Below are 13,660 nucleotides of genomic sequence, written 5' to 3'. Positions count from 1 at the left end.
TATACATTCGTCGGCAGCGTCTTTTTTTTATAAGAGACAGGTCATACATGCGCCCCCCCCCGGGGGGGCCCCCGCGGGGGCGGGGGCCCGCGGCGGGCCCCCGGCCACACGCCCCCGGCCGGGGCGCCGACGCGGTGCGCGCTACAGCAGGTCGCGGGGGACCTTCTCGTTCCAGGTGCGGGAGAAGACCCGTCGGTCGGACTCGTACGCGTCGAGGGTCGCGTCGACGAAGAAGTCCGACGCATCGCAGGTGAGCCGGGTGTGCGTGACCACCCGCACGTCCCAGTCGTCCCTGCGGAACCGCATGGTCCACGTGGTCTCGCCGCCGGCCGAGGTGAAGTCGTCGGCGACCGCCGTGTAGCGCTCGTGGGCGCGCCGGCCCGCCTCCAGCCCGATGTCCTCGAAGCGGACCGTGCCCCGGTCCTTCACGATGTCCAGCTCGGAGCGGTAGTCGATCAGGTTGCGCTTGACGTCCCAGCGTTCCTCCGGGGGCGTCACCTGGGTCATGGCCAGCGGGGGAGTGCCCTCGGGCTCGCCGAAGGGCGAGGACGGCACCTCGTCGGGCTCCTCCACCGGCCGCACCGGCAGAGTGAGCGTGCTGGAGTGCTCGTGGACGCTGAGCAGGGCCGGCTTCGGGGCGGGCCAGGCCAGCGGCCAGTAGGACGTCGACAGGGACAGCCGGATGCGGTGCCCGGGCGGGAACGCCTGCGCCACACCGTTCAGCGGAATGGTGGCCCGGTAGCGCCGGCCCGGCTCCAACGGCTCGGGGGACTCCGTGCTGTCACGGCGCGTCAGGTTCAGGATGCCGTACGAGACACGGGTGGCGGCGCCGTCGGGACTCACGTCGGACAGCCGCGCGGCCACCAGGGCGACCGGCTCGCTCACCGACAGGTCGAGTTCCACGCTCGGCGAGCCGAGGATCTCCACCTGCTCGGTCAGCGGCTCGGTGTCGAAGACGAGGGAACCCCCGTCCTCCTCGCGCTGGTCGTAGGGGAGGTCCGGCGGCGCGTTGTAGGAGGCCCACTTGCCGGCGAACTGGCCGACGGACAGCGGTGAGCGCACGGTCATCGCCGCACCGGCCTCCGGCACCGTCGCCGGGTCGTCCCGCGCCGGCCCGATCGTGTGCCGGCTGAGCGGGTGCGTGACGGGTCGGATGTGCGGGGACGGCCAGTCCGGCTCGCCCACCCAGCGACCGGGCCGCTCCTCGTAGGAGGTGGACGGCGGCACGCTGTCCTGCATCCACGCCAGCAGCATGGGGCCGTCCATGACGCCGTTGTCGACGCCCTTGAGCCAGTGGTCCCACCAGCGCACCAGTTCCTGGAGGTAGCCGATCGCGGGCCCGGGCTCCCCGAGGTGCGGGAACTTGTGCGACCAGGGACCGATCAGCCCCTTGCGGGGCACGTCCAGGTTCCCCAGCAGCCGCGTCACGGCGTTGGAGTAGCCGTCCGCCCAGCCGCTGGAGGCCAGGACCGGGCACTGCACGCTCGCGTAGTCCTCGCACACCGAGGCGTGCCGCCAGTAGTCGTCGCGGCGCTGGTGCCGCAGCCACTCCAGGACCCACGGCTCGGTGTTCTCCAGCCGCTCGTGCCACATCTCGCGCCAGCGCTCGCCCACCACGGCCGGGTCGGGCGGGCAGGTGCCGTAGGCGAACATCGTGCCCGCCTCGGCCAGGTTGTCCGACAGCAGGGCGCCGCCCATGTAGTGCATGTCGTCGGCGTGCCGGTCGTCGGTGAAGGAGGCGATGGCGATGGCCTTCAGGGACGGCGGCCGGCGGGCCGCCACCTGGAGCGCCGCGAACGCACCCCAGGAGATGCCCATCATGCCCGTGCCGCCGTCGCACCAGGGCTGCTCAGCCAGCCAGGCCAGGATCTCCTCGGCGTCCGCCTGCTCCCGCTCCAGGTACTCGTCGCGCAGCACCCCCTCCGAGTCCCCGGTGCCGCGCAGGTCGACGCGGACACAGGCGTACCCGTGCCCGGCCAGATAGGGGTGGTGGATCGAGTCCCGTACGGCCGTCAGGTCGCGCTTGCGGTACGGGATGTACTCCAGCACCGCCGGAACCGGCTCCTGGTCGGAGGAGGTGGGGCGCCAGATGTGCGCGGAGAGCCGGACCCCGTCGGACATCGGGATCGTGACGTGCTCTTCTTCCTTCGTCTCGTACGGCAGGTTGGTCACGTAACGCATGGAAGTGACGTGCTCCTCACTTTCGCGTGGCGTCGGCCTCGGCCGGGGTGTCCTCGAAGGCCAGGCCCAGGGCGGCCACGCAGTGGTCGAACTTCGCCCGCAGCTCCGCCTCGTCGGCCCCGCCGGTGTAGATGTGCGCCAGCTCGTAGCTGTAACTGTCCTGTCCGGGCAGGTCCGAGAGCCGGTCGCCCTGTCCGGGGACGACCTCGATGCGCACACCCGGGGTCTCCCGCTCGATGCGGGCGATCTCCTCGGGGCCCGGCACCCGGCGCACCACACCGTCGGTGAACCAGCGGTGGTACCACTTCGCGGCCATCGCGTACTCGCCCTCGCGGTGCGGCATGCGCGGGTCCTCGCCGAGGGCGAGGCGGACCATGCAGTGGTGGTTGGGCACACCGTCGACGTACTGGAACAGCTCCGCGTGCGACTGGGAGTGCCGGGGGTTGATCTCCAGCAGGTTGATCTCCTGGGTCCGCGGGTCGTAGAAGTACTCGATGCTGAAGGTGGCCGAGTCCATCCCGATCTGCCGCATCACCCGCTCGCTGACGTCGTGCAGTTGCCTGAGGGCCGGGGGCGGGAGCATCGAGGGGTACTGGTGGCGCAGGAAGCAGGGGGAGTCCGGGTACTGGATGGAGTCCAGGACCCCGTAGACGGTCACCTCGCCCTGGTGGACGTAGCCCTCGACGGCGACCTGGACGCCGGACATCGACTCCTCCGCGAGGCAGACCCGGCCGCCCACGCCGTTCATCTCCGGGGGCAGGTCGATGCGTTCGAGGATGTGCTCGAAGGGGCGGCCGATCCGGGAGATGCCGCCGCGGATCTCGCAGACGGCTTTGCGGAACTCCTCCTCGTCATCGACTCCGAAGGCGAGCTCGGACGAGTACGAGAGGGCCGGCTTGAGCCACATCGGGTAGTCCACGCCCTCCGGCGGGCGCGGCGGCTCGGCGGACAGGTCGACCTGGCCGAACCGCGGGTGCCGGTCGGTGACCTTCTGCTGCTCCAGCCTGCTCCAGTACTTGTGCTCGCACTTGACCACGGACTCCAGGCTGGTACTGCGGGTGCCGTACCGTTCGCTCAGCATCGGGACCAGCGTGCTGACCGGGAAGTCCCAGTAGCCGACGATCGCGTCGATGCTGCCGTCGAACGCGTCGAGCACGCCCTGGGCCTTGTCGAGCAGCGTGGGCAGGTCCACTTCGCCGACCTGGAGCTCCTCGATCGTCAGCAGCTGGTGAAAACGCAGCCGGTCGGCTCCCGGGACCTGTTCGAGCGTGGGCAGATTGGCCTCGTCGAGCCCGATCACAAAGACGTTCTTCACCGTCTCGTCAGACACGGCTCTCCTTCCGACGGCGTACGGCCCTGAGGCCTCCTTGCAAGATCGTCGGAGTACCCGTGGCGGCCACCGGCATTCCGCTTCGGGCACCGCGCCCGTACCGGGCGAGAGGGGACATGCCCGCCGCAGCGCTGGGAACGCGGGGCGGGCAAGGACGGCGTGGCCGGTGTACCGGGCCGCGCCGTGGACAGCGGCGGCCCGGCCTGGAGGCCGACATGCGCACCAAGCCCCGGAGACGCGGTCATCGCCACCGCCACCGAGGAGGCCCTCAAGGGCAGCACCACGATGATCGACTACGCGGCGTCCAAGGCCGCGCTGATCACCCTGGCCAAGTCGGTCGCCACGCATCTGGCCAAGCGGGGCGTGCGCGCCAACGTGGTCGCGCCCGGCCCGACCTGGACGCCCCTCAACGAGGCCGACCCGCACATGCCGCCGGACGGGCTCGCCCACATCGGCAGCGAGGCCCCGGTGGAACGCGCGGCCCAGCCCGAGGAGATCGCGCCGACGTACGTCTATCTCGCCTCCGACGCCGACTCCAGCTACACCGTCGGCGAGGTCATCGCGGTGACCGGCGGCATCGTCGACACGCGGTAGCGCGGCTCACACCCCGGCGGGCAGGGGCTGTTCCGCCCAGATGGTCTTGCCCGTGGCCGTCTGGCGGCTGCCCCACCGTTCGGCGAGCTGGGCGACGAGCAGCAGCCCCCGCCCGCCCTCGTCGAAGACCCGGGCACGGCGCAGATGCGGTGCGGTGCTGCTGCCGTCGGACACCTCGCAGATGAGGGTCCCGTCGCGGATCAGCCGCAGCTCGATGGGGGCGCCGCCGTACCGCAGCGCGTTGGTGACCAGCTCGCTGACGATCAGTTCGGTGGCGAACTCCGCTTCCGTCAGGCCCCATTCGGCCAGCTGCTCGCCGGCCATCTTGCGGGCCCGGGCCACGGCCGCGGGGTCCGGTGGCAGCTGCCAGGTGCGGACCTTCCCGGCGTCGAGCACGGCCGTCCGCGCCAGCATCAGCACCACGTCGTCCTCGGCGGGCCGCCCGGTCAGCAGGGTGCGCAACACCTGCTCGCAGGTCTCCTCCAGCGCGTCGGCGGGCTTACTCAGCGCCTGGCGCAGCAAGGAGACACCCACTTCGATGTCGTGGCCGGGCGCCTCGATCAGACCGTCGGTGTAGAGGGCGAGCAGACTGTTCTCCTCCAGCCGGATCTCGGAGGCCTCGAACGGCAGGCCGCCCAGGCCCAGCGGCGGCCCGGTCGGCAGGTCCAGGAACCGTACGCCGCCGTCGGGTGTGACCAGCGCGGGCGGCGGATGCCCGGCGCGGGCCATGGTGCAGCTCCGGGACACCGGGTCGTACACGGCGTACAGGCAGGTGGCGCCGACCTGCCCCGAGGTCTCCTCCGCCCCGCGCACCTCCGGCCCCTCCTCCCGGTCGAGCCGGATGACGAGGTCGTCGAGCTGGGTGAGCAGCTCGTCGGGGGCGAGGTCGACGTCCGCGAGCGTCCGTACGGCGGTCCGCAGACGGCCCATCGTCGCCGACGCGTGGAGGCCGTGGCCCACCACGTCGCCCACGACCAGGGCCACCCGGGAGCCGGACAGCGGGATCACGTCGAACCAGTCGCCCCCGATGTCCGCGCCCACCCCGGTCGGCAGATAGCGGTAGGCGATGTCCACCGCCGCCAGCTCCGGGATCCGCTCGGGCAGCAGGCTGCGCTGGAGGGCCAGCGCCGTGCGTCGTTCGCGTGTGAAGCGGCGGGCGTTGTCCAGACTCACCGCGGCCCGGGCGACCATGTCCTCCGCGAGCAGCAGGTCGTCCTCGCTGAACGACTCCGGGGTCCGGTGGCGCATGAAGTGCACCAGGCCCAGGGTGACGCCGCGGGCGCGCAGCGGCACCATCATCACCGAGTGGATCAGGTGCCGGGTGACGGTCTCGGCGCGGGCCGGAGAGGCCTTCAGCCACTCCATGAGTTCCGGATCCCCCGGCCGGTGCCGGGCGCCCCGCGCGGCGGCCAGGGTCCGCAGCGGGAGAGTCCCCGCCGGGTAGCGGACCGTGCCACCGACGTCCACCACCGACTCCGGATTGCCCTCCAGTACCGACTGCTGCGCGGCGCGCCGCAGCGTGACCGGCGTGTCGGGCGGCAGCGGCCACGGCTCGTCGCCGCGGATCACGGACTCCAGCAGATCCACCGTGACGAAGTCCGCGAACCCCGCGGTGACGGCCACCTCCGCCATCTCCTCGGCCGTCCGGTGCACGTCCAGGGTGCTCCCGATGCGCAGACTGGCCTCGTTGATCACCGCGAGCCGGCGCCGGGCCCAGGACTGCTCCGTGGTGTCGAACACGGTCGCCGACATGCCCTGGACCGTGCCGGTCCCGTCCTTCAGCGGCGAGAGGAACATGGACCAGGCGTGCGGCCGGACCTCGCCCGGGGCCTTGCCGTACTGCTCGTGGAAGATCATCTCGCCGGTGCGCAGCACGTCCCGCTGGAGGCGGTCGTAGGTGTCGAAGGGAGGGTTCGGCTCCACCTCCCACAGGGTCAGGCCCTTCATCTCCTCCTCGGACCGGCCCATCATCTCGGTCATGATGTCGTTGGCGCCCACCAGGCGCGCGTCCCGGTCGTAGACCGCGACCGGTACGGGGAGCTGGCGCAGCGTGAGGTCCCACAGGGGCACCCGCCCGCGCTCGGCCCGCGTGGTCGGAAAGGCCGGGGCGGTGCCGGTCACGAGCCACAGTCCCCGGCCCTCGGCGTCCAGCAGCGGCGTCCCCCGCAGCCGGATCACGATCCGGTCGCCGTCCCGGTGCCGCAGCGCGACCTCCCCGGTCCACCTCCGGCCCTGCTCCACATGCCGCCGCGTCGACTCCGGGAGACCCGCGGCGAGCAGGTCGGCGACGGCCGTGCCCACGATCTCGGCGGGTTCGTAACCGAGCAGACGGCGCGCACCGTCGCTCCACACCATGATCGCCCCGCCGGCGTCGACGACGACCGCCACGTCCTCCGGTACGCGTCCCTGCACGGTGCCTCCGGATCTACCGATCCCGTCTGCTCTCCAGTCCCTGCACCCGATTGTCCCGCTACCGGCCCGCCGAGGCTCGTCTGCCGCCGGGCGCGGCGGTGACCAGGGCGAACGCCGAGACGGAACCGGCCGGCTCCGCGCCGTGCGCTCGTCATGCCGTGCGCTGGTCATGCCGTGCGCGCGTCATGGTGTCCCGCCGCTCTGCTGCTCTGCACGGCCGCGACCGAACCGAACCCGAGGGAGGCCCGGCTGTGATCCGGGTGCCGCGGGTGCCGAGGCGGGCCATCAGGCCCCCATCAGCCGGCCAGGTGTTCCACGAGCAGGGACCCGCCGATGACGATCATCATGGCACCGGAGACACGGGTCACCGCCCGGGCCGCGGAGGGCCTGGTCCGCAGGACCGTGCGGGCCAGGACTCCGACGGTGAGGTAGACGACGGCGCACGCGACCATGTGCAGCGAGCCGAGCAGGCCGGTCTGGCCCGCGACCGGCCAGGCGCCCGCGGGGTCGATGAACTGCGGGAACAGGGAGAAGTAGAGGAGCAGGGCCTTGGGGTTCAGGCCGCTGGTCCCGATGCCCCTGAGCAGGACCCGCCCCCGGGAGGTGCTCTCGGCGCCCACCTTCTCCTCGGCGGCCGTGAGTACGGCCGGCTGCCGCAGCACCCCCCAGCCGAGCCACACGAGGTAGCCGGCCCCGGCCACGGTCAGTGCCGTGAGCAGCGTCCCCGAGCCGGCCACGACCACCACCAGCCCCGCCACGGCGAGCAGGGTGTATCCCGCGTATCCGGCCACCAGCCCGGCGACGGCCGGCACGACCGACCGGTCCCGCAGACCCGCCGTGATCGCGTAGGCCCAGTCCGCTCCCGGGGTGAATACCAGCAGCAGGTCGACTGCCAGGAAGGCCGCCAGCGTGGTCGTGTCCATCGATCGTTCCCTCTCCCATGCGGTGGTGCGAGGGAAGGCTATGGCGGATCTGCCCGAAAGTGTTCCCTTCTTTTCTCCTTGATCCGCCCTTCTGGGGCAGAATATTCTCCATGGATGCGATGGACCGGAAAATTCTCACCGAGCTGCAGCTGGACGGCCGGCTCACGGTCACCGAGCTGGCGGCGCGCGTGAAACTGAGCGTCTCGCCCTGCCACCGCAGGCTGCGCGATCTCGAACGCGAAGGTGCGATCCGCGGCTATCGCGCGGTGGTGGACCCGGCCGCCGTGGGCCTGCACTTCGAGGCCCTCGTCTTCGTCACGATGCGCCTGGAGGACGCCGACACGGTCTCCGCGTTCGAGGAGGCGGTGGCAGCCGTCCCGCACGTCCTCCAGGCCCAGCGGCTCTTCGGCGACCCCGACTATCTCCTGCGCGTCGCCGCCACCGACCTGACCGCCTTCCAGCAGCTCTACGACCAGCAACTCGCCCGGCTCCCCGGCGTCCAGCGCCTCAACTCCACCCTCGTCATGAAGCACGTCGTCGACGACCGCCCGCTGCCCGAGTGAGCGGCCGTCGCGCGTGGGACGGGCCCCAGAGGGGCAGGCCGGTCGGCACGCCGACCACCTGAAGGCCGACGGCTGCGTGTGCATTCTCGGTCAACCACCCGTGCGCCGTACGGCAATCGGCGACCACGGCCCCGTCCTACCGTGGCCGGGTCCCTTGCACCAGCCGCTCGGAAACGAGGAAGCAGCACATGCCGTACATCACCGTGGGCCAGGAGAACTCCACCGCCATCGACCTGTACTACGAGGACCACGGATCCGGGCAGCCGGTCGTCCTCATCCACGGCTTCCCGCTCGACGGGCACTCGTGGGAGCGGCAGAGCGCCGTCCTGCTCGACGCCGGCCACCGCGTGATCACCTACGACCGGCGTGGTTTCGGCCAGTCCTCCCAGCCCACCACCGGCTACGACTACGACACTTTCGCGGCCGACCTGAACACCGTGATGGAGACCCTCGACCTGCGGGACGCCGTCCTCGTCGGCTTCTCGATGGGCACCGGCGAGGTCGCCCGGTACGTGTCCCGCTACGGCACGGACCGGGTCGCCAAGGTCGCCTTCCTCGCCTCGCTGGAGCCCTGCCTGCTCAAGTCCGGCGACAATCCGGACGGAGTTGCCCCCAAGGAGTTCTTCGACGGGGTCGTCGCCGCCGTGAAGGCCGACCGCTACGCGTACTACACGGACTTCTACAAGGACTTCTACAACCTCGACGAGAACCTCGGTACGCGGATCAGCGAGGAGGCCGTCCGCCGCAGCTGGGACGTCGCCGCCGCCGGGGGTTTCTTCGCCGCGGCCGCCGCCCCCGCGACCTGGTACACCGACTTCCGCGCCGACATCCCGGCGATCGACGTGCCGGCCCTCATCCTGCACGGCACGGGCGACCGGATCCTGCCCGTGGAGGGGACCGCGCGGCCCTTCCGCAAGGCCCTGCCGGCCGCGGACTACGTGGAGATCGAGGGCGCACCGCACGGTCTGCTCTGGACCCACGCGGAGGAGGTCAACGAGGCGCTCCTCGCCTTCCTGGCCAAGTGACCGGACCGGCCGAGTGACCGGACCGGCCGAGTAATCGGACCAACCAAGTGGCGGGACCGGCCGAGTAATCGGACGGGCCTGGCCGAGTGATGCGATTCTTCCTCCGATTCTTCCTGGACCGCCCCGGGGCGGCGTGGTGACATCGTCGAAGGCCGTCAGCGCACCCAGCTGCCGGCCTTCGACGCCGCCCGGGCCTCCGACCACGCCGGGGTGCGTGCTGATGCCCAGGGGGGAATCCAGGTGTCCGTCGTCCTTTCCACCGCGTCACTGCCGGCGGCCGACCGGGGTGAGCGCTGGCACCACGCGGTGTCGCGAACCTTCATCCCGCTCGACGTGCGCCTTCTCGAGGACGATCCGTCGCCCGGCAGCATCGTCAGCCACCGGCTGGGCTCCTTGGGCGTCTCGCAGGTGCAGGCGGGCCCGCAGGTCGTGACGCGCAGCAGACGGCTCGCCCGGGACGGCAAGGAATTCCTCATCCTCACCCTGCAGCGGCACGGCAGCGCCCTCAAGGAGCAGGACGGGCGGGAGGCCCTCATCGGACCGGGCGACTTCTCCCTCTCCGACTCCTCCCGGGCGTTCCGCAAGCAGGTGCGGGGCGCGTTCTGCTTCACCTCCTTCCACTTCCCCCGCGCGGACCTCCGGGTGCGCGACGAGGACCTGCGGGCGCTCACCGCCACGGCCTTCTCCGGCCGGGAGGGCAGCGCCGCCCTGGTGGGGACCTACTTCGCGCGTCTGGCGCGTGAAGCGGGGCGGCTCGACGCCTTCACCGGCCGCCAGTTCGCGGCCACCGCCCTCGACCTGCTGGCGCTGCTGATCAACGAACGGAGCGGCCGCTTCGCCCCCCAGGCCCCCGAGACCGCCGCGGCCACCCTCGTCCGGGTCAAGGACCACATCGCGCGCCACCTCGCCGACCCCGCGCTGGCACCGCCCGGGATCGCCACGGCGCACCGCATGTCCGTCCGCTACCTGCACAAGCTGTTCCAGTCGGAGGGTGTGACGGTGGGGGAGTGGATCCGGACGCAGCGGCTGGAGCGGTGCCGCCGGGACCTGCTGCGTCCCCCGGCGCCGGGACCCGGAGTAGCGGCCGTCGCCGGACGCTGGGGGTTCACCAGCCCGAGCCACTTCAGCCGTTCCTTCCGGGCGGCGTACGGGATGACGCCCAGCGAGTGGCAGCGCTACGGCTTCTCCGGAGAGAGGACGGGGCAAGGCGGGGGCGCGGGTGTGGGCGCGGACGCGGGCGCTGGTGCCGGGAGCGCGGACACGGTGGAGCGGGAACGTCCCGAAGGACCGGCTCGTTGCCCATGAGTTCGCACATTCGAGCTCGCGCTCCCGGCAATGCCCGAGTCGGCACACCCGAGTTCGCGGCTTCGGGAACGCCCGGGTACGAACGCCGAGTTCGCTCGCCCGGGAACGCCCGGGTACGAACGCCCGAGTTCGCTCGCCCGGGAACACCCGGGTACGCACGCTCGAGTTCGCTCGCCCGGGAACGCCCGAGTGCGCACGCTCGAGTTCGCTCGTCAGGGAACGCCCGAGTGCGCACGCTCGAGTTCGCTCGTCAGGGAACGCCCGAGTGCGCACGCCCGAGGTCCCGCTGCCGAGTTCGCCCGCATCACCGACCCGAGGAGTACCGTGCCCGCAACCACGCCCGACCCGTCGACCGCCCTCCCCGCACTCCCGCCGCTGAGCGCGCAGGCCGAGCGGCTGATCGAGCTGGGGGTGCACGAGATCGGCGGGCTGTCCGCTGAGGACATCCGCACGTTCGCCGCGGAAGCCGGGGCCGGCGGTGGCGGTGACGGGGCCCTCCTGGCCGTACACCCGGACCGGGCCCCCGCCTCCGCCCTCACCCCGCTGCTCCGCCGCGACGGCAAACCGGGCTTCGTCGTCGTCGACATGCCCGACGTCGACGAGTTCGCCCCGACCGACCTCGACCTGCCCGACACCCCGCTCTACTTCGTCACCGGCGTCGACCGCGGGGACCACATGTCCAACTGGTCCCCGGACGAGGCCCTGCCCGCCCTCACCAAGGAGGACCGCACCCCGCTGGTGCTCACCGAGGGGATCCACTGGGTGCTCCAGCAGCCCGAGGCCCTGGAGCGCAACCTCTGCTTCATGACCATCGGCTCCCGGCTGCGCAAGTCCAACGGCGCCCTGGACGCCCGCACCCCGGCCCTGTGGATCAGCAACGGCACCGGCAGGGACGGCCGCGAGCGCCGCAACGCCCCCAAGGTCGGCTGGTGCTGGTGGAACAACCGCCACACCTGGCTGGGCTTCGCCTCCGCGACCGGCCGGCGAGGCTGAGGCGCCTCACTGCGCGAACCGGGCGAGCGGCGCCGGCCGGCCCGCGGCCAGTGCGGCGAGACCCGCGCGCGCGTCGTCCCGCACGTCCGCGGGTACGCGTGCGTCCAGCGCGAGCACGGCACGGTACTCGGCGGCGGCCTCGGCCCGCTCGCCGAGCCGGGCCAGCGCGTGGGCCAGATGCAGATGGACCTTGCCCGCCTGCTTGTGCCATCCGCGGGCGTCGAACTGCCCGCGGATGGACCGAAGCGCGTCGACGGCCTCCTCCCACCGCTCCTCGTCGAGATGCACGAACGACACCGCGTAGAGCGCCGACAGGGCGGTGAACTCCCGCACGTTGGGCGGAATCCGGTCCTGGTGGCGGGGATCCGCGAGCGCGTCCATGATGCCCCGGCAGGTATCCACGGCCGCCTGCGCGCGCCCCGCCCCGCGCAGTACCCGGATCATCCCGCAGGAGACCTGGAGGTAGCCGTTGACGTCGTCCGCCGCCGTGAACAGCCGCGCTGCGCGCAGGTAGTGATCGGCGGCGAGCGGCAGATCGTCCACGGCGTCCCGCAGCCAGCCGAGATAGGCGTACGCCCAGGCCTCCTGGAGGGTGCTGCCACCCGCCCGGGCGAGTCGCAGCGCGCTCGTGGCCGCCTCCGCCGCCTCCTCGTGCCGGCGGGCGCAGGCCCAGTACGCCCAGGCGAGATAGTTGCGGTGGGTCGCCTCCAGTGCGGCGTCCCGCAGAGCCGCCGCGGCCGTGGCGGCCCGCTCGTAGACCTCGACCCAGTGGCCCCACGAGACCCAGTGGTCGCTGAACCAGTGCATGGCCTCAGCGACCTCCACGACCCGTGTGTGCTCGCCGAGGGCCGCGGCCTCGCGGAACGCGGCCAGCCAGGTGTCGCCCTCGGCTCTGATCCAGCGTGCCGCCTGCTCGCGGTCGTCCAGGGCGACCAGCCGGTCCGGGTCCTCGGGGGGTCTGCCGTAGTCCGGCTCGTGCCAGCGGCCGGCGAGGACGGCCGTGTCCAGCAGCCAGTGCCGCAGCCGGGACCGGGCGGCGAGCGATCCCTCCTCCCCGTCCTCCGTGCGGCGACGGGCCGCCGCGTACAGACGCAGCAGGTCGTGCAGCCGGTAACGGTCCTGACGGGACGTCATGAGCAGCCCGGCCTCCAGCAGTTCCTCAAGAAGGTCCTCGGCGTCCGCCGGAGGCACGTCCGCGAGCACGGCGGCCGTGGCCGCGCCGAAGTCCCCGCCCGGCAGCAGCGAAAGCAAGCGGAACATCCGGGCGGCCTCGGGTGCGAGCCGGGAACAGGACAGCGCGAAGGCGGAGTTGACCTTCAGGTCGCCCGCGCTGAGCGCGTCCAGCCGCCGGTCCTCGTCCACGAGTCGGCCCGCCAGCCGCTCCAGGCTCCAATGGGTGCGGGTGGCGGCCCAGTTCGCGGCCACCCGCAACGCCAGCGGCAGATGCCCGCACAGCCCGGCCACGAGGTCCGCGGCCCCCGGTTCGGCGTCCACGCGTCCGGCGCCCACCACGGCACGCAGCAGCGCGGCGGACTCCCTCGGGCGCAGCGTCCCGAGCGCGATGCGCCGCACCCCCTCCAGACCGGCGAGCGTACGGCGGCTCGTCACCACCACGAGCAGTCGTCCCGCGCGCGGCAGCAATGGCCTGACCTGGGCCTCACCGCCCGCGTTGTCCAGCACCAGAACGGCATCAAGCCCCGCGGCGACCTCGTGGTAGCGGGCCAGACGCTCCTCGGCGGTCAGCCGGGCCAGCTCGGCGTCCCCGACACCCCAGGTGCCCAGCAGGCCCGCCACGGCCTGCTCCGCGGACGGGGGCCGCTCGTCCAGACCGCGCAGGTCCACCAGGAACGCCCCGTCGGGGCAGGGCGCCGACGGCTCCTCGGCCAGCCGAACCGCCAGCGAGGTCTTCCCGCTCCCCGGCGGGCCGGACACCACGGCCACCGGCGGCGCCCCCGACCGGCCCTCGGCGGCCTCCCGCACGAGAGCCCGCAGTTCGGCCAGTTCCGCCTGCCGGCCGACGAAGTCCCGCACCCCCCTCGGGAGGGTGTGGGCCGACGCCCTGACCGCCTCGGCGGCCCGTGCTCCGGGGCGAGCCGCGCGGGCGGCCGCGAGAAGGCCGGCGTGCGCCGCCTCGTCCAGACCCAGCCCTTGCGCGAGCGCGGTGACGGTGCTGCGGTGCGGGCGCCGGCTCCGGCCCCGCTCCATGTCACCGATGGCTCGCCCGGAGATGCCCGAGGCCTCGGCCAGTTCCTCGATCGTCAGCCGGCGGCCCTGCCGGAGCGTGCGCAGCAGCCGGCCGAACGGCGCCGTGATCCCCACCCCAGTGCCCACCGC

At 72.6% G+C, this 13,660-nt stretch carries 10 protein-coding genes; 5 read left to right on the top strand and 5 right to left on the bottom strand.

The features are described from left to right. Nucleotides 1–141: 141 nt before the first annotated feature. Together ACFV20_RS06260 and ACFV20_RS06255 are read right to left on the bottom strand one after the other, a co-directional pair. Nucleotides 142–2,181 carry a CocE/NonD family hydrolase gene (locus tag ACFV20_RS06260; protein ID WP_385652984.1) on the bottom strand — a complete coding sequence of 680 codons (2,040 nt, stop codon included), beginning with the start codon at nt 2,179–2,181 and terminating at the stop codon, nt 142–144. Nucleotides 2,182–2,197: 16 nt separating this feature from the next. Next, nucleotides 2,198–3,511 carry an acetyl-CoA carboxylase biotin carboxylase subunit family protein gene (locus ACFV20_RS06255; RefSeq protein ID WP_385652982.1) on the bottom strand — a complete coding sequence of 438 codons (1,314 nt, stop codon included), beginning with the start codon at nt 3,509–3,511 and terminating at the stop codon, nt 2,198–2,200. 159 nt (nt 3,512–3,670) lie between these two features. Between ACFV20_RS06255 and ACFV20_RS06250 the strand changes: the two genes are divergently transcribed. Next, complete coding sequence (locus ACFV20_RS06250) at nt 3,671–4,105, top strand: SDR family oxidoreductase (RefSeq protein ID WP_385652979.1); 435 nt, start codon at nt 3,671–3,673, stop codon at nt 4,103–4,105. Nucleotides 4,106–4,111: 6 nt separating this feature from the next. Here ACFV20_RS06250 and ACFV20_RS06245 read toward each other — a convergent pair whose 3' ends face one another. Together ACFV20_RS06245 and ACFV20_RS06240 are read right to left on the bottom strand one after the other, a co-directional pair. After that, on the bottom strand, nt 4,112–6,517 hold the full coding sequence (locus ACFV20_RS06245; protein ID WP_385652976.1) for a SpoIIE family protein phosphatase: 2,406 nt from the start codon (nt 6,515–6,517) through the stop codon (nt 4,112–4,114). A gap of 296 nt (nt 6,518–6,813) precedes the next feature. Further along, nucleotides 6,814–7,440, bottom strand: a complete 627-nt coding sequence (locus tag ACFV20_RS06240) for a LysE family translocator (RefSeq protein ID WP_385652974.1) — start codon at nt 7,438–7,440, stop codon at nt 6,814–6,816. Between the two features lie 110 nt (nt 7,441–7,550). On the opposite strand from ACFV20_RS06240, the gene ACFV20_RS06235 reads away from it, so the two are divergent. The 4 genes from ACFV20_RS06235 to ACFV20_RS06220 all read left to right on the top strand — a co-directional run bounded on the left by ACFV20_RS06235 (nt 7,551) and on the right by ACFV20_RS06220 (nt 11,326). Beyond that, nucleotides 7,551–8,003, top strand: coding sequence for an Lrp/AsnC family transcriptional regulator (locus ACFV20_RS06235; protein WP_385652972.1), 453 nt, complete (start codon nt 7,551–7,553; stop codon nt 8,001–8,003). A 188-nt stretch (nt 8,004–8,191) separates the two neighbouring features. Next, the gene (locus ACFV20_RS06230) at nt 8,192–9,028 is read left to right on the top strand and encodes an alpha/beta fold hydrolase (RefSeq protein WP_385652971.1); all 837 of its coding nucleotides are present in this window, start codon (nt 8,192–8,194) and stop codon (nt 9,026–9,028) included. 240 nt (nt 9,029–9,268) lie between these two features. Then, complete coding sequence (locus ACFV20_RS06225; RefSeq protein ID WP_385652968.1) at nt 9,269–10,333, top strand: helix-turn-helix domain-containing protein; 1,065 nt, start codon at nt 9,269–9,271, stop codon at nt 10,331–10,333. 324 nt (nt 10,334–10,657) lie between these two features. Then, nucleotides 10,658–11,326, top strand: a complete 669-nt coding sequence (locus ACFV20_RS06220; protein ID WP_385652966.1) for a DUF5701 family protein — start codon at nt 10,658–10,660, stop codon at nt 11,324–11,326. 6 nt (nt 11,327–11,332) lie between these two features. Here ACFV20_RS06220 and ACFV20_RS06215 read toward each other — a convergent pair whose 3' ends face one another. Continuing rightward, a complete protein-coding gene (locus ACFV20_RS06215; protein WP_385652963.1) occupies nt 11,333–13,657 on the bottom strand; it encodes a helix-turn-helix domain-containing protein in 2,325 nt (774 codons plus the stop codon). Nucleotides 13,658–13,660 lie beyond the last annotated feature (3 nt).

Source organism: Streptomyces sp. NPDC059696, assembly GCF_042733745.1.
Classification (GTDB): domain Bacteria; phylum Actinomycetota; class Actinomycetes; order Streptomycetales; family Streptomycetaceae; genus Streptomyces.
The sequence above is the reverse complement of the archived record's forward strand: the minus strand, read 5'-3'. Positions and strand labels throughout refer to the sequence as shown.